Source organism: Kitasatospora sp. NPDC051170 (assembly GCF_044455705.1).
Taxonomy (GTDB): Bacteria; Actinomycetota; Actinomycetes; order Streptomycetales; family Streptomycetaceae; genus Kitasatospora.
In genome coordinates, this window is sequence record NZ_JBITFA010000006.1 from 1 (window position 1) to 20,500 (window position 20,500).

Genomic DNA, 20,500 nt, shown 5'->3' on the forward strand with positions numbered 1-20,500 from the left:
GTCCGCAGCTTCCACACGATCCCGTTCAGCACCAGCCGGTCGTCCGACCGCGGACGACCGGCCACCCCCGAAGCCGGCAGAAACCGCGACAGCACAGCCCACTCGGCATCCGAAAGCTCATGACGACGCACCATGGCGGACATGATCCCTCATCACTTGATCAGCTTTGAAGACGACCCCTAGGGTTCGTCGGTGATCGCCTTCAGGGCGAGGGCCCGCAGCGGGGCGAGGCGGGTGCGGTTGTCCTGGTGGTGGTAGACGGCGTTGGTGCAGATGGCCAGGTAGCGGCCGGTGGCCGGGGAGAGGTAGAGGCTGGTGCCGGTGAAGCCGTGGTGGTAGGCGACGCGGCCTTCGTCGGCGAGGATCCACGCCAGGCCACGGTCGAGGCCGGGCTCGATCTCGGCCTGCGGCCGCATGCTGTGGGCGAGCCAGCGGCCCAAGGGCCCATCGGTGGCGTGCGAGGACAGCAGGTGGGCGGCGAAGACGGCGAGGTCGGCCGGGGTGGTGAACACCCCGGCGTGGCCGGCGACTGAGCCGAGCAGGGCCGCGTTGTCGTCGTGCGGCATCCCCCACAGTCGGGGACCGCCGGGCAGCCGCTGCTCGGTCGGGGCGACCTGAGCGGAGCGGGGCACCGGTCCGTAGGTCGTGCTCGTCATGCCGAGGTCCTGCCAGAGCTCGGCCGCCAGCTCGTCCAGGCGCCGGCCGCGGTAGTGGGCCAGGGCCAGGCCCAGGAGGATGAAGCCGCGATTGATGTAGCGGTGTGCGGCTCCGGGTTCGGCGATCAGGTCCTCGGCGCAGATCAGCTCGGCCAGCGGCTCGGGGCGGCCTCGGTACCGGTCGAGGCGGGTGTCGGCCCGCAGACCGGAGGTGTGCGACAGGATCTGGCCGACCGTCACCCGGCCGCCGGGTGCCTCGGCCGGGATGCCGGGCAGCAGGTCGCACATCGGGGTGTCCAGGGTGAAGCCGTCCAGCAGGGAGCAGCCGGCCAGCAACCAGGTGGCCAGCACCTTCGTCAGCGACGCCACGTCGTACACCGTGTCCGGCCCCGGCCGGGCGTCGCCGCACTCGGGGGCGACGACGCCGGAGGCCAGGTAGCCGGGCTCGGTGTCGAAGGTGCCGTGGGCGATGACCCCTCCGGGCACGGTGCCGTCAGCGGTCATCAGGTCCAGGCAGTCGCGCAGGTCGGCGAGCGCGTTCGGGGTCCACGGCACGGTGTTGGTCACGGCTACTCCTGGTCGATCGTCAGGTGGGCACCGAGCGCGGCCAACTTCGGCAGCAGGCTGCCGTATCCGCGCCGCAGGTGGTACATCCCTCGGATCGTAGAGGTGCCCTCGGCGGCCAGGGCGGCGATCACGAGAGCGGTCACCGCCCGGATGTCCTCCCCGGCCACGTCGGTGGCGGTGAGGGCGGACCGGCCTCGGACGGTGATCACCGAGCCGGTCGCGTTGACGGCGGCGCCGAACGCGGCCAGGGCCGGCAGGTGGGTGTCGCGCCGGGTGTAGATCCGCTCGTCGATGCGGGAGGTGCCCTGGGCCTGGGTGAGGAAGGCGGTCAGCTGCGGCTGCACGTCGGTCGGAAAGCCGGGGTGCGGGCCGGTGGCCATCTGTACCGGCCGGGGCCCGGCCGGGGTGCTGACCGTCGTTCCGCCGCCCAGCGGGTGGAGCTGGATTCCGGCGTCGGCGAACACCGACACCAGCCCGTCCGGGAACGCGGCCGGCGGGAAACCGTCCAGGTGGACGGTGCCGCCGGTGATGGCGGCGGCCAGCGCGAGCGTGGCGGCCTCCAGCCGGTCCGGCGGCACGGTGAACACCCCGCCCCGGATGCGGTCGGTGCCGGTGACGTTCAGGGCCTTCCTGCCGCGCCACTCGATGCCGACGCCGGCCTGCGAGAGCAGGGCGGCGGTGTGGGTGACCTCGGGTTCCACGCTGGGGTTGAGGATCGCGGAGGTGCCCGGGGTGCGGGCGGCCAGCAGCATCGCGGTGACCGTCGCGCCCAGGCTCGGCCCCCACGAGCGGGTCTCGGCGTCGGTGATGAACGGCAGCCGTTTGCCGGTGAGGCGGGCCCGCACCCGGCCCCGGTTCACCTCGACCTCGGCCCCGGCGGCTTCCATCGCGGCCAGGTGCCGGTCGATGTAGCGGGCGCAGAAGGCGTCCCCGCCAGGGGTGGGGAAGGTGACCTTGCCGGCGCGGGCCAGCAGGGCTGCGCCCATCACCGCGGTGGTGCGGATGCGCCGTCCGAGGTCGTCCGGGATGACGGGGACGTAGGAGTCGGCCGGTCGGGTGGCGAACTCGTCGCCGGTCACGGTGGCGCGGGTGCCGGTGCGGTGCAGGATGTCGGCGACGACCAGGGTGTCCAGGATCTCGGGTGCACCGGCCAGGGTGAGCGGGTCGTCGGCGAGGATCGCGGCGGCGTACAGGTGCAGGGCGATGTTCTTGCTGCCCTGGACGGTGGCGGTGCCGGCCAGGCGGCGGCCGCCGGTGATCCGCACGGCCCGCTCGTCGGTCGTCGTGGTGGTGGTGGCGGTGGTGGGCATGGTCACCTTCCCTGGCTTCCGGCCGGGAAGAAACCCCCGACCTGGGTCTTCGGGTAGAGCAGGGTGTGCGCGCCGATCAGGGTGGCGGGCTGGAGGACGGTGCCGGCGGGAACGATCACGCCGTCGCCGACCACCGCGCCGAACTTCGTCTGGCCGGTGGCGATGCGCCGGCCGTCGAGGTGGGCGCAGACCTCTTCGGTGGCCGGCTCGGTGACCGGCCCGGAGGTGACCCGCAGGCCGGTGGTGGAGACGAAAGCGCCGATGTTGACGCCGAGTCCGAGCACGGAGTCGCCGACGAAGCTGGTGTGCTTCATGAACACCCCGCCGGTCAGCAGGGAGCGGGTGACCTCGGCTCCGAAACCGATGCGGCAGCCGGGGCCGACGACGGTGTTGTCGCGTACCCGGGCGCCGGCCTCGATCACCGCGCCGGGGCAGACCAGCACCGGTCCGGTGACGAACGCGCCTTCGGCGACGACGGCCCCGGGCGCCACGATCACGTGGCCCCGAACGGTGGCGCCGGGCTCGATGATCCCGGTCGCCTCCGGCAGCGGGATGTCCAGGTTGCCGGCGAGCAGGTCGGTGATCGCCTTCTTGATGCCGAACACGGTCGGGCAGCGGCTCAGCAGGTGCAGCACCACCGGGTCGGTGATCTGCTCGGTGTCGAAGTAGTACTCGGGGGTGGTGCGGTAGTCGATGCGCTCAAGTCCGGTGTGCAGCGCGGGCGCGTCGGTCAGCCGGTGCATGGCTGGTTCTCCTCTCGGGCGAGCGAGTGGAAAAGGGTTGGGGCGTTGTCGGGCCCCGGGGTGGGGGATGCGACTCGCGCAGATCAGCCGGCGCGATGCTGCGGGCAGGCGCAGGCGGGCCAGACCTCGATCCGGGCGACGTACTCGTCGGGGCCCGGGGCGGCGCTGGTCACGCCGGAGTCGTCGTAGCGCGTACCGTCCTGGGCGACGCTGAACGTGCGGATGGTCAGCCCCGGGCGATGCCGGGCGCGAGTGGCTCGGCCCTCTTCGGCGGTTCCGTTCGTCTCGGTATCCGCCAGGGGCCGCGCGTCGGCGGTGTGTCCGGTCGTGGCGTTGTCCATCGGATCCCTCCCACCTCGATCTCACGCTTCGCTGTCGGTTGTGCGCGGATTGCGAAGGCTGTTCAGCATGGCGGCGGGCGGTTGGGCATGGATACGACATCGCCGCCGTCATGGCAGCGTCGTCGCCGGACCTGGTTCGCGCGGCAGACGACGTCGTGCGTCATGACCGCCGTCATGGCTGCCGTCATCTGGCCCGTGCGGCCCTCGAACGTGTTTCCTGTCGCCTGACCATGGCTATCGTCAGAAGCAGACGAACGGGGACGGAGAGGATCCGCAGTGGTCGAAACTCCCACACTCTTAAGGGTCTTGACGCTGCAGCGGCACTGGCAGGTCTACGAGACCTTCCGCCTCCGGTTCGAGGCGACCGCGAACTCGGCCGCCGAGCAGGAGAACGACCCTCGGCTCCGAGGCATGTCGGTCTCCAAGCGGCAGTTCGAGTGCTGGTACGGCGGCGCGGTGAAGACCCGCCCCTACCCGGACCAGTGCCGAGTGCTGGAGGCCATGTTCGGCGTCAGCGTCGTGCAACTCCTCGCGCCCGCACCGGCCGCTTCGCTGCCTGCGCCCGCACCCGCCGCCTCGTTCGTCGTCCCGCCGCCACGGCCGGTCCCTGTCCTCCTCTCCTCCGAGCAGGCAGCGGTACTGCCTGCCGGTGGTCCGTCCAACAACGAGACCCGCTTCGACGCGGGCACCACGGAATTGGAAAGGCAGGTCACGATGGCAGCTCGTCGTGCACTTCGGTTCACCGCGATGGCAGAAGGAAGCAGCATCGGCCCGGAAACCCTGGGTCAGATCCAGGACGAGGTACGACGGCTCACCGCCGCGTACCCCAAGCTCGCCCTGCCGACCCTGCTCGGCGACCTGGTCGAGGTCCAGGACCTCACCTTCCGGCTGCTGGAGCACGGCCGGGTCAAGCCGCTGCAGGCCCGTGAGTTGTACCTGCTCGCCGGGATCACCTCCGGCATGCTCGCCAAGGCCAGCCACGACCTGGGCAACCCGAGCGCCGCGATGATGCAGGCCCGTACCGCCTTCGTCTGCGCCGACAACGCGGACCACCACGCCATGCGTGCCTGGGTCCGCTCGCTCCAGTCGCTCATCTCCTACTGGGCCGGCCGCCCGGCCGAGCCGCCGACTACGCCGACCTCGGGCAGGCTGCCGCCAGCAGTGTCCGGGGCACCACCAGCGTGTGGCTGGCCTGTCTCTCCGCCCGGGCCCACGCGCTCCTCGGTGACGGGGAGGCCACCCGCACCGCCATCCAGCGCGCCGAGGACGCTCGGGCCGTCGTTCAGCTCGACGACCTGGACGGCTTCGGCGGCATCATGACCTTCCCGGAGCCCCGCCAGCTCTACTACGTCGCCGAGGCCACCGTGCACCTCGGCGAGGACCCTGCGCTCGGCGAGAGCCAGTCCGAGGCCGCCGTCGCCGCCTACCGCACCGCCTCCGAGGAGGAGTGGGCCTTCGGCGACGAGGCGGGCGCCCAAACCGACCTCGCGCTCGCCCGCCTCGCCCGGGGCGAGATCGAGGGCGCCGCCGAGGCCGTCCGACCCGTGCTCGACCTCCCCGTCGAGCAGCGGAACTTCGGCATCACCAGCAGTGCCCAGCGCGTCCACGCCGCGCTCCCCTCCGGAGGTCGAGGTGCTATCGGTGGGGCGGCCGACCTGCGCGAGGAGATCGAGGCGTTCACCGCCAGCCCGACGTCCGTCCTCATCCGGTGAACGCGCAGGTAGGCTCCGCGGCCATGACCCCAGTTCACCTGGCCGGCCCCCGCCTGGCGATGCGCGAAGTCGAACCCGAGGACACCGACGACCTCCTGGCCGTCTACGGCGACCCCGAGGCCACCCGGCACCTCAGCTTCGAACCCCGCACCCGGGAGCAGGTCCAGGCGATCACGGACCGCTCCATCGCCGCCGCGAACGCCACCCCCAGGACCGAGTACTGCCTGGCCATCACCCGCCTCGGCGAGCACCAGCTGACCGGGTACGCCCGCCTGGCCACCGAACCGCAGGAGGCCGCCACCATCGGCTTCGCCCTCCACACCGCCGAGTGGGGCAAGGGACTCGGCACCGAGACCGTCCACCTGTTGTGCGCCCTCGGATTCAACGTCCTTGGTCTGCACCGCATCTGGGCCGCTCGCTCCCCGCTCAACGAGGCATCCGCACGGACGCTCCTGCGCGCCGGCATGACCGAGGACGGTCGCATTCGCGACCACGTCTTCGTTCGTGGTGCTTGGCGCGACTCGATCACCTACTCGGTCCTGGAACACGAGTGGGCGCCCATCGACGGGCTGGAGTCCAGCGGGGGCATCGAGCTCGGCGGTGGACGCGGGCCGGGAGGGTGACCCGTGCTGCCCGAACTGGCCGTGTCGCACATGGTGATACCCGGCATCGCAGAGTTCGCTCGTGGTGGCGTGCCTGACCCGCCCACGACCGATGACGGCAACGCCTGGGTCGATGGCTTCTGCTGGCTGTACTGCGGTCACCAGCGGACCCGGGTGCTGTGGATCGGCCCCGCCACCGTCGCCGGAGCGCAGGCACCCATGTACGCCTGTGATCCCTGCATCCATGAACTCCAGGAACGGGTCTGGCGCTCGATCCTGCTCAACGACGAGCCCACTCCCGCGCGGGCGTGACCGTGAAGCGACTGGACGACGGGTCGGCCGCCACCGCCGCGCCGGCTGGCTGCTATCTCGCCGGTAGGTCCATCACCCTTGCGGGTCTGGCAGATTCGAACCTCCGGTGCACTGCCTGCGCATGGCTGCACCCATTCCTTCGGGGCCAGCACCGTCGTCCGGTGTTGGCCCCGGAGGTGTCCCAGGATCAGTTGTTGGCGTACACCCGTATGTGCACCGATCGGTGCAATGCAACGCGGACCGCCGTCACCGGGCATCACACAGCGATCGAGGAATCGCCATGGCTCTGGGACATTGACAGCAGCAGAGAGGCCGGGACTGCGGTGGCGTCAAAGGTCTCGGTCCAGCCTCCGGCGGGCATCTGGGCGGGCGTCAGGAAACCCTCCTTCTTGCGTCGGCCTTCCGGGCGAAGCGCTTTGATCACGGCCTGCTCGACCTCGCGGGCCCCCTTGCCGCTGGCGAACGGCAGTTTGGCGATGACCTTCCAGCCGACGTTCTCGAAGCGGGCCACGCGGTCTTCCTGGGTGTACTGGCTGGTGATGCCGATCTTCGACGCCCCGTAGAGTGTGTGGTCGAGGAGGTACAGCCAGGCGGGGGCCTCAGGGTCAAGGCCGTACTTCGCACAGAACTCGCAGCACCCACCCCGGGTGCGGACATTGTTGAGGTTGGGGCTAACGAGCTGGCCGCATTCGTTGTGGAGGGAGAGCCACGGCGAGGCAGCATCCTTGAACGGCTCCACGGGCTTGAACCCGGCCGACTCCATGTCGGCCAGTGCCTCGACCATGCGCAGCTCCAGTCCGGCCGCAGCCACCGCCTGGGAGACCAAGCCGCACCGTTTGCAGAACTGGCAGCCGTCATGGCGGAGCCTGACGTTTCCGTACCGTGGCGCTACCAGGTGGCCAGCCGCGATGCACTCCGAAAGCCAGGCGTTGTTGGCGCCGGGGAAATCGACCAGCGTGCGGAACCCGTGGTCGCGCATCAGGGCCACCGCCTTGACCGGATCAACAGGGGCGTTCGGCGCGCAGTACTTGCAGGCCCCCTGGCCGTTCATGACGTTGTTCCGGTTCGGGTAGATGATCTCCTTGCACGCGTTGCACTCGCACTCCCATGGCGCCCGGGCTTTGCCCGGGTAGGGGATCCGGGGCGTGCAGTTGCCGTACCGGATCATGTCGGCTCGGGCTTGCTCGGGGGATATCGACGGCACGGCGAGCCCTTCATGAGGGGACAAGTCCCCGCCATGCTCCCCTCCGCCGCTGACAGTTCACGTTCGGTCGAGAAGCAGAACCGCTGCTGCCAACGCTCTGGAGTACGGCGCCGTGTGCACGTTCGCGGGTACCGGTTGGTGCACTCACAAATGAACGCCGACGTCAGTCCCAGGTGGTGCCAGCGAGCATGCTGTCGAAGGCGAGTGCCCGCATGGCGGTGTCGTAGTCGTCTCACTCGTGTTCGGGGTCGGTGAAGTGCAGGTCGCAGTGGGCGCGGGTGAGGCCGGGCTCGTGCCATTCGGTCGCGCAGCGGCAGCGGACGAAGACCTGGTGGCGGACGTTGAGGAGCAGCCACTCGCGACGGGCCGGCAGGTGGGGCAGATGATGGGGATGCCGCGGGCGTCGAGTTCGCCGGGGTGGGGACGGCGCGGATGACGGCTCTGTGGTGGCCGTCGTGCTCGGTGCTGGGGTTGGTCAAGTGGTGCCCTTCGGTGTCGGGTGACGGTTGGCAAGCACACAAGACGCACGGCGGCCGGGATGGTTCCCGGCCGCCGGAGAAGACATCGAAGCGACATCTGTGCGTACGGGCGTCCGTGTGGCTGGGTGGGCGGGGCTCGGGGCATCGGGTGTTTCCGGTCGGGGTCAGCGTCGGCGGGTGGGGTCGTTGGGGGCCTTGGCGCCGGTCGGCACGGCGGGTGTTGTGGGTGCGGGTGTCGGGGTGGTGCGGCTGCCGGTGCGGGCGCGTGCGGCCTGGGTGCGCTGGTCGATGCGGTCGCTGGTGGCGTTGCGCAGGCGCCAGAGGAGGACTTCGGCGGGTCGGTCGGCGGTGGTGAGCTCCCGTTGCTGGGCGGCCTCGGTGAGGGCTCGGCGGGGTGGTTGGCCGGAGGATTCGGCCTGGGCGAGCGCGGTGGCCAGGGCGGGCCAGGACGGGTCGGCGAGGATGCGCTGGGCGTGGTCGGGGACGGCGGCGTGGACCTGGGCGGCGAGGCGGTCGGTGGTCTTGGGGGTGGGGGTGCGGCGGGTGAGGTCGGCTATGACCGGCTCGGCGGTTTGCCGGTAGGCGGTTCGCAGGTGGACGAGGGACTGCTGGGCGGCGTGGGCTTGCTGCTGGTGGCCTCGGGTCTGGTGCCAGCGGGCAATGGCGATCACGACGAAGACGGCGGTGGACAGCAGGGCGGCGGCGGTGGCGCCGTCCTCGCCGGAGCCGACGGTGTGCAGGAGTTGCTTGGCGGCGGTGCGGAGGGCTGCGGCCTGCTGGTGTTCGGCACGGACCTTGGATCGGGTGGCGCGGTTGAACGCGGTTGCGGCGGCTCGTAGTTCGGCGCGGGTTTGGGCGGGTGCGGTGAGGGCGGCGGTGTGGAGGAGTTCGCCGAAGGCGGCGGCCTGGGCCTGGACGACGGTGTCGAACGCGTCGACGTCGGGCACGTCGGGGTGGTTTTGGTCCTGGTAGGCGAAGCGGGCGGTCTCCCGCAGGGTGGTCTCGGCCTGTCGCCAGCGGTCCGGTTCGACCGTACCCCGTGCGGGCGTGGTGGGCTGCTGGGCGGCGAGGCGTTCGCGCAGGCGGTTGATGGACAGGTCGGGGGAGAGCTTGGAGCCGCCGAAGTGCACGGGTTCGCCTTGGGCGTTGACGTCGCCAGGGCGGGCGAGGCTGTAGCCGATGACGTCGCCGCTCCCGGGTCCGATGCGGTAGCGGACCTCGATACCGAGGGCGGTGAGGGTGGAGAAGTACTCCTGCTCGTCGCGGACGGCGGCGGCGACGGCTTGGGCCTGTTCCTGCAGCCACTCCTTGGCGGTCTGCTGGTGGCCGGTGCGCTGGGCCTTGGCCTGCTCGGCGCTGGTGGGCATCGGGGCGGCGGTGTGGTCGCCGGAGTTGAGCTGGCGCAGGCCGAGTTCCTTCCCGATCTTGCGGCACTCGGCTTGGGCGCGTTGGCCGTCGCGCTTGTTGCGGGGACGGCGGCCGTCCTCGCGGACGGTGGTGGCCATGATGTGGATGTGGTCGTCGGCGTGACGTACGGCGATCCACCGGCAGCCCTTGTCGTCGCCATCGGGCGCGATGCCAGTGGCGTGGACGATGCGGCGGGCGACCTCGGCCCACTCGGCGTCGGTGAGGTAGCGGTCGCCGGGCGCGGTGCGGACGGGGCAGTGCCACACGTGCTGCGGCACCTTCGTGCCGACGCGCCTCTCGCGTGCGCGCACGGGTTGGTCGAGGTAGTCGGCGAGCTCGTCGAGGAGGGCGTGGTGCTGGTCGAGGGGCGCTCGGCCGGGGTCGGGCAGGCCGGGCATGGCGAACGCGGCGACGATGTGCGGGTCTGTGTGCTCGTCGCGCCGACCGGGGCCGAAGAGGTAGGAGAGCAGGCCGCGGGTGCGCGAGCCGGTGGAGACGTCAGGCACCACGGCGGCCTCCCGGCAGGACGCGCTGGTAGGCATGACGGGCCTCGATCGCGCAGGCGTGAAGGGCGTCCAGGGTCTCCATGGCGCGCTCCGGGATCTCGCCCCGGTAGATCTCGACCATGAGCTGGTTGAGGTTGTTGCCGGCCCGGTCGATCGCCCGCTGGTGGGTACCGACCGCTTCGGTGAGGAGGGTGACGGCCTCGTAGTCGGGCATGGGGACGAAGGCGTCGCGGCGGCCGGTCCTCAGGTAGGCCAGGGCCACGCTCATGGCGGAATCCGCCAGGAAGGAGGAGCGCGAGCGCTTGAGCTTCTTGGCGACGAAGTCGAGCAGCTCCTTCTCGGCCGGTTCCACCGAGCAGGTCACCTGGTCATCGCGCGTGGTTCCGGAACGCGGCCGGTACATCCGCACCGCCAGCGGAAGCGAGGTGTCGTCCACCGGAAGTACGAAGCGGTCGAGCACCGGAATGCGCTCGTGGATGAACTCGGCGACGGTGACGGTCGGCGCTTCACGCACGACGCGGTCGGCGGCGTCGGCACGCTCGGCGTCGATGTCGCTGCGCGGCTCGGCATCATGCTCGGGAAGCTGGTCCTGGTCTTGGCCGCCCTCGGTCGCGACCTCCTGGTCCGGCGCGCCCTCGCGCCGGTCCTGCCCCGCCACCCCTGGGGCGGGGGCAAGCGCAAAGTCCGCGGCGCCAACGGCGTTGTGGACTTTGCCCCAGCTTGCTCCGTCGTTGTCGTGACCGTGGCTGGTCCAGGGCAGGGCCTGCTTGACTCGGGCGAGTATGCCGCCACGGCCGGGCTTGCCGCTACCGGCTCCGCGTTGCTGGGCGTCCTGCTCGGGCGAGGCGAATGCAGGGTCGAGGTGGTGCTGCTGGTCGGGCACGGGGATCTTCCGGTTCTTCTGTCGGGGCAGTGGTTGTCGTTGGTGGGGTGTTCGCCGGATGCGGGGTGATGATCCGGCGGAAGAGGGGTTTGGCGGTGCCGGAGTTCCGGTGTAGACGTCGCCGGTTCAGGACTTCTGGGGTCCCCGGATGGGCACTGGGGGAGTTCCGGTGAGCGTCGGTCAGCGTCGGTGAGGCGCCGCTCGCCCGGTCCGGAAGCAGGCCGGTGCTCGGGCGAGCGGCGGGGCGTCAGGCCGCCGAGGCGCTGGCTTGCGCGTCGGCCTGCTGGCTGGCCTGTTCGTCCTTGAAGCGCTGGGTCAGCTTGCCGAGGCGGTCGCTGGCGATGGGTATGCCGGCTTCGCGCAGGACTGTCCTGATCACGGCCTGGGTGGGGCCATGCTCCTGGACGGCGGGCCGGACGATCTCAGCCAGCTCGTCCATCGAGGCGGCGGGCTTACGGCCGGTGCGCTTGGCGCCCACCACCGGTTCCCGGCTGTCGGGCCGGACGTCGTCGTCGGGCTCGAGCACCGGTTCGTCGGCGGGTAGGTCGTACTGCTCCGCGTCCGTCACCGGTGCGGACTCGGTAGCCGGTGCAGGCTCAGGGTTTTCGCGGAGCGGGAGTTCGTCCTTGGCGGGCTTCGGGTCGGTGGCGGTCGCGGTCGCGCTGGTGTTGTGGGCGAGGAGGGTGCCGCCGAAGAAGGCGAGGGCGGGCCATCCGGCGACCAGGATCCGCAGCCAGGCGGGGACGTGGGCGAGGTCGAGGAGTCCGGCGGTGGCGACGTTGGCGCCGAGGGAGGCGGTCAGGGCGATGGCGAACCACGTCCAGGCGGTGCCGGCCGGGCGTCCGGTGGTGCGCAGGGTCCGCATGCGGTGCCAGGCGGCGACGAGCAGCAGGTCGACCGAGACGGGGTAGGCCCAGGCTTTCCAGCCGTGTTGTCCGGCGGCTTCGGCGATGTCGTGGAGGTGGGCGAAGGACAGGGCGCCTGCGATGGCGGCCTGTACGAGGACAGCGTCCGGGCGGGGCAGACGCGGTGGGGTGGTGGCGGTCATGCGGAAGGTGGTCCTCGCGGGTCGGGCGGTGGTGGTTTGTGGGATTGCCGTCTTTGCCGTCTCGCCGTCTTGGGGCTGCGGGACTGGCTCTGGGCTGGGGCGGGTTCGGCTGCCCGGGTGGTGCCTTGGACGCAGCGGTGTTCGGGTTCGGGACGGTGCGGTATCCGTCTTGGGGCCCGTATCCGTCCCGGCGACATAGCCTGTGACCTGCGGTTTTACGGCAGGGACGGCTGGGACGGCACAAGACGGATGTGTTTCCCGTCCCGGGTGGGCCCGCCGCTCGCGCCGTGGTCGGGGCGGCGGCGGGGCCGGTGGCGGGTTGGGACGGTTGCCGTCCCGCGCGCCGTCTTGCAGGCGGGGTGCTGCCGTCCCCGGTGCGGGAGTGTTCCGTCTTGGGAGGCCGTTCCGTCCCGGCGACAGGTGCTGTGACCTGCGCTGTTACGGCAGGGGCGGCAGGGACGGCAGTTCGGGAAGCCTGGTCAGGCTCTGCTGCCCGTGCCCGCGCTCTCGTCCATGGCCGTGGAGGTGATGGGGTGGACGGCGGGGCAGTAGCGGCGCCAGGCGTCGAGGAACTTGTGGCGCGTGTAGCCCTTGCGCTGGGTTCCGTCGCCGAGGCGCACGTTGCCGGAGGTGATGCCGAACTCGCGGAGCATCGCGCCGAGTGCGCGCGGGGTCAGCCCGCCTCGGGCCGACTCCGCCCACGGCGCCTCCTCGTTGCCGTTGAGCGCGAACAGCAGCTGGCCGGTGGTCATGCTGTCCGGCTCCGGCTCGCTGGCGGCGTGGAAGATCCGGCGGATGTCGGCGAGGATCCGCGCGCCGCCGGGGTTGTCCTCCTCCGTCTGGACCTCGGCGTCGACCATGCGCTTGCACGCCTGGCGGGCACGGCGGGGCCAGGAGCCTCCGGCGAGGTCGGCGATGATCACCAGGGGCTCCCAGGTGTCGGCCGCGCGGTCCTCGACCGGCATAGCGGGCTCCAGGCACAGGGCCTGGTCGGCGAGCGGTGCCGTCCAGCGGGCGATCTTGTCGCGGATCGCGTGCAGGGCGGGGCGGTCGCGCTTGGTGCGGTACGGGGAGACGCGCTCGCCCTCGGCACGGCGGCGCATGCGGATCACGATCGAGCGGTCCATGATCGTGTCGGGGAGGTCGCCGATGCCGGCGATGGCCGCCATGGCGAAGGTGTGGAACCTGCCCGGGGCGTGCTCCTTGCCGACGACCCGCAGGACGTAGCGGTCGCGCTGGTGCCCGGCGTTGAGCAGGCCGCGCATCTCCTCGTTCTTCTCGGCCATCTTCGGGCTGCCGAAGATCGTGTCCGCCTCGTCCACCAGCAGGGTGGGCGGCTCCTCGGTGATGGAGCGGAAGATCGCGGACGGAGACGAGTTCACCGTCGCCACGGGGTTGTGCACCGTCTCGGTGAGGACGTCGAGCAGGCGGGACTTGCCGCAGCGCTTGGCCGGGCCGACCACGGCCAAGCGCGGGGCGTGCTGCCATGAACCCTGCAGGTGGGTCGCGGCGACCCAAAGCGTGGCGGCGTCCAGGGCCTGCTCGGAGGGAAGGATCACGAACTTCGCGATTTGGGCCCTCAACTGCGCGAGCAGGTCAGCGCCCTCGGTCGCCTCGGTGTCGGGCATCAGGTCGGTCCCGTCCGGGACGGTGGGCTCGACAGGCGCCGCCTCGGCGCCGTGTCCACAGGCTGTGGACAGGGGGGCCTGCTGGGCGGGCAGGTAGGTGCCGGGCCCGCCCGGCTTGGCGACCGGAGGCCAACTCGTAGCGGGGGCTGCCACATCGGGCGTGTGGCCCGTAAACTCCATGGTGAAGCTCCAGACTGGGGCGCGGGACCTGATCCGTCGCGCGCCACCGATGAAGGTCGCGGATAGGGACTTCGCCTGGCCCTCGGTGTTCCAGCACCGGGGGCCTTCGTGCGTCCAGGGCGGGTGAGCTCGGGAGGTTGAGTCCACCCAACTCGGAGGACCTGCCTACACGTTGGCAGTGGTCCCTCGACGGCCGAGGCCGCCGGGGGACCACGAACCTACGCACACATGCCGGGTAGATCCACTCCAATCGGGCAAGTACGCCCACGGCAGACAGGCTTGTCGATCGGGCTCTCACCACGTCAAGCTGCATCAGCCGCCGGACCTTCGCCGATCGCCGCCTCAATGCCGAGCAGGCGCAGAAGGTCCGCTGTGATCACGCGGTACTTCTTGCCCAGCCGCAGGACCCGGCAGGGGTACGCGCCGAGGCTGGCCAGCTCGTAGCCCTTGCTCCGCCCGAGGCCGATGGCCCGGTTGGCGGTGTCGAGGTCGATGGCCGCCGGCAGCCTGAGAAGTTCGGCCCGACCCATCCCCTGCGCCGTCGCCGATATGTCACCAGTTCGCACATGAACTACAAATCTGAGCTTCCCCCGGACGGGGGCTGCGGCGGAGTGCCGCAACGGAGAAGAGCTTTCCAGTGGCTACTGTGTCGATATGACACAACGCCGCGAGGAACACTGGTCCACCGACGACGAAGACGCACCCGACTGGCCCGAACGGATCACCAAGGACGTGATCCGAGCAATCACCCGAAGGAGGCAAGACCTTGGACTGTCCGCGCAGGATGTGGCCGACGAAACAGGGGACTTGGGCTACGAAGTCCCCCGGAACGTCATCGCCAACTGGGAGTCCGGCAGGCGCAAGACGATCACAATTCCCGAGCTGATCGTCGTGGCCGAGGCCCTGGACATCGCTCCCGTCGAGCTGCTCTTCTCCCCGGCCCTCGGCGGCCCGTTCGACTACCTGCCAGAGATGCCCAGCGACCGCTGGTCGGCGCTCACCCACTTCACAGGAGAGGCCCGCCACTCGCTCGGGATGTACCGGCTCCGCCTCTACCGGGAGCACGAACGGATCTGGCAAGCGCTCCAGGAGGAACATCACGACGCGTTCCAGATGGAATTCAAATTGTTCCGGGAGGAATGGCCTCCCGGCTCACAGGACAAACTCGACGCTTTCGTCGCAGCCATCCGCGAGCGGCTTCAACCCGTCAGGGCACACCTACGCGAGATCGGCCTGGAAGTCCCGCAACTCGCACCGAGTCTCGACTTTCTCGACGCCGAGCTTCCCCCACTGAACACCGATACCGATCTGGAGGACGAATGAAGGGTTCCACCTACCACCGCTGCTACTGCCGCGACGCCGAGACCGGAAAGCCGCTCGGCAAGGCGTGCCCGAGGGCCGGCACCCGTAAGCACGGCTCCTACTCCATACGCCAGGAGCTGCCCAACGCCGAAGACGGCACCCGCCGTTCGTTCAACCGCGCCGGCTACGAGACGCTCAAGGAGGCGCAGGCCGACCTCGATCACGTCCGCGGTCTGCTCGCCCTCGGCAAGGAGGACCCCGACGACCTGGCCCTGATCAGCGAGTTGCTGGTGAAGGTCGCCGACGAGAAGGCCCAGCTGCCCGACATCGAGGAGACCCGCAACCGCCTGAAGGCCGGTCAGGATCTGTCCAGCCGGGTCACCGTGGGCGAGTGGCTCGATACCTGGCTGGCCGGCAAGAAGATCCGCAAGTCCGGGATCACCCGCTACGAGTGTGACGTGCGGGTTCACCTCAAGCCCCGCATCGGGCACATCCGCGTCGACCGGCTGCGGGTGAGCACGCTCGCCGAGATGTTCACGGCCATCGCCGACGCCAACGAGGAGATCCTGGAGAACAACGCCCTGCGGCACGCACTGAAGGCCGAGCTCGCCACGGTGCCGATCAAGGGCGTGGAGAACCGCGCCCGCCGCAAGGCTCTGCGCGCCGAGCTCGCCGAGATGCCGCCCTTCCGGCGAACGACCGGCGCGGCCACTCGCCAGCGCATCCGGGCCACGCTCCGGACCGCCCTGAACGACGCGATCCCCGAGGGCCTGATCACCCTCAACCCGGCCGCCCACGTCAAGCTCGACCCGGCCGCCAAGCCGAAGGCTCTGGTCTGGACGCCGGAGCGGGTCGCCCAGTGGCAGGCGACCGGCGTGAAGCCCTCCCCCGTGATGGTCTGGACGCCGCAGCAGACGGGCGCGTTCCTCGACTACGTGGCTCCCGACCGCCTGTACGCCACGTGGCACGTGATCGCCTTCCGCGGGCTTCGCCGGGGCGAGGCGTGCGGCCAGCTGTGGTCCGAGACCAACCTCGACAACAGCTCGCTGACCGTGACGGCCCAGCTCGTGCAGGACGGCTGGGAGGTCGAGGAGTCCGACCCCAAGACCGACGGGAGCTTCCGGACCGTAGCCTTGGACGACGACACGGTGGCCGTCCTGCGGCGCCACCGCGAGCGCCAGCAGAAGGAGCGGGGCGACTGGGGGCCGGCTTGGAAGGACACTGGCCGGGTCTTCACCAACGAGGACGGTTCCTGGCTCCACCCCGGCAAGGTCACCGAGATGTTCGAGCGACTCGTGACCGCCTCCGGCCTGCCGCCGATCCGCCTGCACGACCTCCGCCATGGCGCGGCCACCCTCGCGCTCGCGGGCGGGGTCGACATGAAGGTGGTGTCCGAGATGCTCGGCCACTCCTCCATCAAGATCACCTCGGACATCTACACCAGCGTCCTGCCCGAGATCGCCAAGGACGCCGCCGAGGCTGCCGCGAAGCTCGTCCCCCTCCAGCGGAAGACCGAAGCCGAAGCTCTCGCCAAGGCTGCCGCCGAAGCGGAGAAGGCCAAGCGGAAGGCCGCGAAGAAGGCGAAGCCGAAGGCCAAGAAGGCCAAGGGCTAACCCAAGATCAACACCGGCGCTCACGCATCGCTCACGCAAGCGATCTTGTAGCGCGGCGCTGACGCCTGCTCACACGTCACGGAATGGCAAAAGGCCCAGGTCATGGGCTAGATGACCTGGGCCTTGTCTGAGCCGCCTGCGGGATTCGAACCCGCGACCTACGCATTACGAGTGCGTTGCTCTGGCCAGCTGAGCTAAGGCGGCACCGTGGCCACGTGCGGTGGCAACGCGGGCCAGTCTACACAGGTTGGCGGGTGGTCCGCAGCCGGGGTGGGTGAGGGGGGTGGGGTGGGAGTGGTTGTCGCTTCAATCGATCAGTGGTGTGACGTTACGATGAGCGCCCCCTCGACCCGCCCCACCCTGGGAGTGCACCGTGTTCGGTGTGAACGACATGGCGACGTATGTGCTCGGCGCCCTCGTCATCGTCCTGCTGCCCGGCCCCAACTCGCTGTACGTGCTGTCCGTCGCCGCCCGGAAGGGGGTGCGGACGGGGTACCGGGCCGCGGCGGGGGTGTTCGTCGGGGACCTGACGCTGATCAGCCTCACGTCGTTGGGGGCGGCCTCGCTGCTGGAGGCGAATCCGGCGGTGTTCGCGGTGGTGAAGTTCGGCGGGGCCGCGTACCTGCTGTGGATCGGGTTCGGGATGCTCCGGGCGGCCCGGCAGCTGTGGCGGGAGCGGCGGGCCGAGGCCGGGGGCGCGGTGGAGGAGGCCGAGGGTGAGACGGCGGAGCGGCCGTTCCGGCGGGCGCTGGTGATCAGCCTGCTGAACCCGAAGGCGATCCTGTTCCTGCTCTCCTTCTTCACCCAGTTCGTGGACCCGTCCTACGGTCAGCCCGCGCTCTCCTTCGCCCTGCTGGGCGGCGTCCTGCAGACGTTCAGCGTGCTGTACCTGTCGGTGCTGATCTTCGCGGGCACGACCCTCTCCAGCGCCTTCCGCCGCCGCAAGCGGCTGTCCGCGACGCTGACCAGCGGGGTGGCCGTGATGTTCGCGGGGTTCGCCGCGAAGCTCGCCGTCTCGTCCGCGTGAGCCCGGCGCCCGATCACCGCGCGCAGCGCTTGCCCTGCTCCGGCGCCTCCCCCGTCAGCAGGTAGCGGTTGACCGCGCCGTCCACGCAGCCGCTGCGCCGCCCGTACGCGGTGTGGCCGTCGCCTTCGTAGGTGAGCAGGCGCCCGGACTCGAGCTGTCCGGCGAGGGACTGGGCCCAGGCGTAGGGGGTGGCCGGGTCCCTGGTGGTGCCGACGACGACGATCGGGGCGGCCCCGGCGGCCCGGATGGTGTGGGCGGCGCCGGTGGCGCGGACGGGCCAGTAGGCGCAGGCGAGCGCCATCCAGGCCATGCCCCGGCCGAAGTGCGGCGAGGCCCGTTCGAACTCGGGCACCGCCCGCTGGACGTCCTCGGGCGAGCCGAAGGGGGCGGGCAGGTCGAGGCAGTTGACGGCGGTGTTGGCGAACATCAGGTTGGGGTACGAGCCGTCCGCCTCGCGCCCGTAGTAGGAGTCGGAGAGCTTCAGCAGCCCGGTGCCGTCCCCGGCGCGGGCGTCGGTGAGCGCGGAGCGCAGCTTGGGCCAGAGGAAGTCGGCGTAGAGCGCCTGGATCACGCCGGTGGTGGCCTGTGAGCCGGTGAGGCGGCGGCCGCTGTCGGTGGTGGGCAGCGGGTGGTCCTGGACGCCGGTGAGCAGGGCGGTGAGCTGTTCGCCGATCTGCTGTTCGGCGCGGCCGAGCGGGCAGTCCTCGCGTTTGGCGCAGTCCGTGGCGAAGGCGGCCCAGGCGGTCTCGAAGCCGCCGGCCTGGGTGCGGTTGCCGCTGACGGAGTCCAGGGACGGGTCCATGGCGCCGTCGAGCACCAGGCGGCCGACGCGGCCGGGGAAGAGCCCGGCGTAGGTGGCGCCGAGGAAGGTGCCGTAGGACTTGCCGACGAAGGTGAGCCGCTCGTCGCCGAGCAGGGCGCGCAGCACGTCCATGTCGCGGGCGGCCTCGACGGTGCTGAGGTGGCCGAGGGCGGCGCCGGCGTGCCGGCGGCAGCCTTCGGCGAACTCCTTGTCGGCGGCGACGAGCGCGTCGATCCCGTTCTGGTCGGCGGGAGTGAGGCCGACGGAGGTGTAGGCGTCCATCCGGTCACCGGACAGGCAGCTGATCGGACTGCTGCGGCCCACGCCGCGCGGGTCCAGGCCGACCAGGTCGTAGCGGGCACGCACCCCGGCGTCGTAGGTGCGGGCGGCGGTCTCCAGGTACTCGACGGCGGAGCCGCCGGGCCCGCCGGGGTTCAGCAGCAGCGAGCCGAGCCGGGCCCCCGCGGCGGCCCCCGCCGGTACGGAGGGCGCCCTCGCCGCCGCCAGGGTCAGGTCACCGTCGCCCGGGCGGTCGTAGTCCGTCGGCACCCGGAAGGTGGTGCACTCGTACCCGCCGTCGCACGGCTGCCAGGAGAGCCGCTGCGCGTAGTACGGCGCGAGCGCGGCGGGTACGGCGGCGGGCAGCGGCTCCAGCGGCGTGGCCGAGGAGAAGGACGAAGCGGCCGAGTCGGAGGAGGGCGCCCCCGCCCCCGCCCCCACACCCGCGCCCGCCCCGCCCGAGGCCCGCACCCCGTCCGCCCCGGTCGGCCCCGAGGTGCACCCGGCGGACACGCCCGCCACCAGCGCCACCACGAGCACCCCGGCCAGCCCCACGACCCGCCCGTTGCCCCTCATCCGGCTCCCATCACCCGATCCAACCGATCCGCACGCCACCCACTCCACCCACGCCACCCAAGAACGCACCGCTGCCCGGCACCCACCCCGGGCACCGGGCAGCGTAACCCCGTACGACTCCCCGTCAGGACGCCTTCGCCAGCGTCTCCGCCAGGTACTGCGCCGCCTGCCGGACGAGCCGCAGCCGCTCGCGGTCCGGGCTGAAGTCCTGCACGTTGTCCGAGATCCGCACCTCCGCCTTGGCCGCGGGCCCGGCGCCCGCCTTGAGCGCCGACTGCAGCTTGCGCGCCGCGTCGAGCCCGGCCGAGTCGGCCTTGGCGGCGGCCAGCAGCAGCCTGGCCGAGCTGCCGGCCGGGGCCTCCGCGCCCGTCTGGGTGAGCGCGGCCGCGTCGTACCGGCCGGAGACGGCGGCGGCGACCCCGTACAGGTCGGGGCGGGCCAGCCCGGCGGCGGCCGCGCAGGGGGCGCCGCCCTCGACGCCGAGGGTGCCCCAGGAGGCGGGGCCGGGCGGCAGGGTGCGGAAGGCCCCGGCGATGGTGGTGCGCAGCGTCGCGTCGTCGGAGAGGGCGGCGGGCGCGGCGGCGACCAGTTCGCAGGGGTGCGCGGTGCCGCTGGGGGCCTCGGGGGCGACGAGGACGAACGGGCGGGCGCGGCCGGTCTGCAGCGCGGAGCCGATGCCCTCGAAGACGTCGGGGACCTCCGCGTCGGCGGTCTTCCCGGGCGTCGCCGCGTGCATCACGACGACGGGGAAGCGGGCGTTCGGTTCCTTGGCGTACTGCGGCGGCAGCCACACCCGGACGTTGCGCGGCTTGCCGTCCGGGCCGAGGACGGCGGACTGCAGCAGCTCGCCGCCGCCCGGGTGCCCGACACTGTCGAACCGGCTGACCATCGCGGGCGCCGAACTCGCCACGGCCGGCGCGGCCGGCGCGGCGGTGGCCTCCGGCGGCGCCGCCTGCTGCCGTACAGCGGCGGGAGCGCCGGCCGCCGGCGCACCGGCCGCAGGGCCTCCCGCGGAATCCGAAGCGGGCTCCCCCTGCCGCCCGAGCCCGCCGAAGGCCCCGAGCGTGGTGAGCAGCGTCAACGCGGTGACGCACACCCCGCAGACCATCGCCCCGCCCGCCCGCGCCAGCATCGGCCACCGGTCCCCGGCCAGTTCGTACGTTTCGGCGGCCCTCAGGTCGCGCCAGCGCTGGAGCGCACCGCGCGCCAGCCAGATCCCGCCGACGGCGGCCGCCAGCAGGAAGATGACGAGGAGCGGACGAACCACGGCACGCACCACCTCGGGAGCAGGGCCGACGCCGGACGGGACCCGGCGTCGTACGG

At 71.5% G+C, this 20,500-nt stretch carries 20 protein-coding genes and 1 tRNA gene; 7 read left to right on the forward strand and 14 right to left on the reverse strand.

Features of this window, described 5'->3' with window-relative positions; translation table 11 throughout:
• The 5 genes from ACIBCA_RS14880 to ACIBCA_RS14900 all read right to left on the reverse strand — a co-directional run.
• Positions 1 to 143, reverse strand: a 143-nt coding sequence (locus ACIBCA_RS14880) for a transposase (protein WP_396283581.1), incomplete at its 3' end; no start/stop codon positions are given.
• A 36-nt stretch (positions 144 to 179) separates the two neighbouring features.
• Complete coding sequence (locus ACIBCA_RS14885; RefSeq protein ID WP_396283280.1) at positions 180 to 1,223, reverse strand: serine hydrolase domain-containing protein; 1,044 nt, start codon at positions 1,221 to 1,223, stop codon at positions 180 to 182.
• Positions 1,224 to 1,225: 2 nt separating this feature from the next.
• Positions 1,226 to 2,533 carry a UDP-N-acetylglucosamine 1-carboxyvinyltransferase gene (locus tag ACIBCA_RS14890; RefSeq protein ID WP_396283281.1) on the reverse strand — a complete coding sequence of 436 codons (1,308 nt, stop codon included), beginning with the start codon at positions 2,531 to 2,533 and terminating at the stop codon, positions 1,226 to 1,228.
• Between the two features lie 2 nt (positions 2,534 to 2,535).
• The gene (locus tag ACIBCA_RS14895; RefSeq protein WP_396283282.1) at positions 2,536 to 3,276 is read right to left on the reverse strand and encodes a hypothetical protein; all 741 of its coding nucleotides are present in this window, start codon (positions 3,274 to 3,276) and stop codon (positions 2,536 to 2,538) included.
• Between the two features lie 83 nt (positions 3,277 to 3,359).
• Complete coding sequence (locus ACIBCA_RS14900) at positions 3,360 to 3,617, reverse strand: hypothetical protein (RefSeq protein WP_396283283.1); 258 nt, start codon at positions 3,615 to 3,617, stop codon at positions 3,360 to 3,362.
• A gap of 306 nt (positions 3,618 to 3,923) precedes the next feature.
• Between ACIBCA_RS14900 and ACIBCA_RS14905 the strand changes: the two genes are divergently transcribed.
• Genes ACIBCA_RS14905 through ACIBCA_RS14920 form a run of 4 tightly spaced genes read left to right on the forward strand, consistent with a single transcriptional unit; the run spans position 3,924 to position 6,243 of the window.
• Positions 3,924 to 4,937, forward strand: a complete 1,014-nt coding sequence (locus ACIBCA_RS14905) for a hypothetical protein (protein ID WP_396283284.1) — start codon at positions 3,924 to 3,926, stop codon at positions 4,935 to 4,937.
• Complete coding sequence (locus ACIBCA_RS14910) at positions 4,934 to 5,329, forward strand: hypothetical protein (RefSeq protein WP_396283285.1); 396 nt, start codon at positions 4,934 to 4,936, stop codon at positions 5,327 to 5,329. The genes ACIBCA_RS14905 and ACIBCA_RS14910 overlap by 4 nt, the downstream gene beginning before the upstream one ends.
• Before the next feature lie 23 nt (positions 5,330 to 5,352).
• Positions 5,353 to 5,952, forward strand: coding sequence for a GNAT family N-acetyltransferase (locus ACIBCA_RS14915; RefSeq protein ID WP_396283286.1), 600 nt, complete (start codon positions 5,353 to 5,355; stop codon positions 5,950 to 5,952).
• Positions 5,953 to 5,955: 3 nt separating this feature from the next.
• Entirely contained in the window at positions 5,956 to 6,243 is a 288-nt protein-coding gene (locus tag ACIBCA_RS14920) for a hypothetical protein (protein WP_396283287.1), read from the forward strand.
• 256 nt (positions 6,244 to 6,499) lie between these two features.
• Here ACIBCA_RS14920 and ACIBCA_RS14925 read toward each other — a convergent pair whose 3' ends face one another.
• The 6 genes from ACIBCA_RS14925 to ACIBCA_RS14950 all read right to left on the reverse strand — a co-directional run bounded on the left by ACIBCA_RS14925 (position 6,500) and on the right by ACIBCA_RS14950 (position 14,108).
• Entirely contained in the window at positions 6,500 to 7,447 is a 948-nt protein-coding gene (locus ACIBCA_RS14925) for a hypothetical protein (RefSeq protein ID WP_396283288.1), read from the reverse strand.
• Positions 7,448 to 8,090: 643 nt separating this feature from the next.
• Positions 8,091 to 9,842: a relaxase/mobilization nuclease domain-containing protein gene (locus ACIBCA_RS14930; RefSeq protein ID WP_396283582.1), complete on the reverse strand. Its 1,752-nt coding sequence runs from the start codon at positions 9,840 to 9,842 to the stop codon at positions 8,091 to 8,093.
• Complete coding sequence (locus ACIBCA_RS14935; RefSeq protein ID WP_396283289.1) at positions 9,832 to 10,722, reverse strand: hypothetical protein; 891 nt, start codon at positions 10,720 to 10,722, stop codon at positions 9,832 to 9,834. Before ACIBCA_RS14935 ends, ACIBCA_RS14930 begins: the two co-directional genes overlap by 11 nt.
• A 247-nt stretch (positions 10,723 to 10,969) precedes the next feature.
• Positions 10,970 to 11,770, reverse strand: coding sequence for a DUF2637 domain-containing protein (locus tag ACIBCA_RS14940; protein WP_396283290.1), 801 nt, complete (start codon positions 11,768 to 11,770; stop codon positions 10,970 to 10,972).
• Positions 11,771 to 12,249: 479 nt separating this feature from the next.
• A complete protein-coding gene (locus ACIBCA_RS14945; RefSeq protein WP_396283291.1) occupies positions 12,250 to 13,578 on the reverse strand; it encodes a DUF3631 domain-containing protein in 1,329 nt (442 codons plus the stop codon).
• A 302-nt stretch (positions 13,579 to 13,880) separates the two neighbouring features.
• Positions 13,881 to 14,108 carry a hypothetical protein gene (locus tag ACIBCA_RS14950; protein ID WP_396283292.1) on the reverse strand — a complete coding sequence of 76 codons (228 nt, stop codon included), beginning with the start codon at positions 14,106 to 14,108 and terminating at the stop codon, positions 13,881 to 13,883.
• Positions 14,109 to 14,232: 124 nt separating this feature from the next.
• Between ACIBCA_RS14950 and ACIBCA_RS14955 the strand changes: the two genes are divergently transcribed.
• Together ACIBCA_RS14955 and ACIBCA_RS14960 are read left to right on the forward strand one after the other, a co-directional pair.
• Positions 14,233 to 14,901 (forward strand): helix-turn-helix domain-containing protein, encoded by a 669-nt coding sequence (locus ACIBCA_RS14955; RefSeq protein ID WP_396283293.1) that lies wholly within the window; start codon positions 14,233 to 14,235, stop codon positions 14,899 to 14,901.
• Positions 14,898 to 16,493 (forward strand): tyrosine-type recombinase/integrase, encoded by a 1,596-nt coding sequence (locus tag ACIBCA_RS14960; protein WP_396283294.1) that lies wholly within the window; start codon positions 14,898 to 14,900, stop codon positions 16,491 to 16,493. The genes ACIBCA_RS14955 and ACIBCA_RS14960 overlap by 4 nt, the downstream gene beginning before the upstream one ends.
• 130 nt (positions 16,494 to 16,623) lie before the next feature.
• Here the strand turns inward: ACIBCA_RS14960 and ACIBCA_RS14965 are convergent.
• A tRNA-Thr gene (locus ACIBCA_RS14965) sits at positions 16,624 to 16,697 on the reverse strand.
• A 169-nt stretch (positions 16,698 to 16,866) separates the two neighbouring features.
• Here ACIBCA_RS14965 and leuE point away from each other — a divergent pair.
• On the forward strand, positions 16,867 to 17,520 hold the full coding sequence (gene leuE / locus ACIBCA_RS14970) for a leucine efflux protein LeuE (protein WP_396283295.1): 654 nt from the start codon (positions 16,867 to 16,869) through the stop codon (positions 17,518 to 17,520).
• A 13-nt stretch (positions 17,521 to 17,533) separates the two neighbouring features.
• On the opposite strand, the gene ACIBCA_RS14975 is transcribed toward leuE, so the two are convergent.
• Together ACIBCA_RS14975 and ACIBCA_RS14980 are read right to left on the reverse strand one after the other, a co-directional pair.
• Positions 17,534 to 19,177 (reverse strand): alpha/beta hydrolase, encoded by a 1,644-nt coding sequence (locus tag ACIBCA_RS14975; protein ID WP_396283296.1) that lies wholly within the window; start codon positions 19,175 to 19,177, stop codon positions 17,534 to 17,536.
• 124 nt (positions 19,178 to 19,301) lie between these two features.
• On the reverse strand, positions 19,302 to 20,444 hold the full coding sequence (locus ACIBCA_RS14980; protein WP_396283297.1) for a hypothetical protein: 1,143 nt from the start codon (positions 20,442 to 20,444) through the stop codon (positions 19,302 to 19,304).
• Positions 20,445 to 20,500 lie beyond the last annotated feature (56 nt).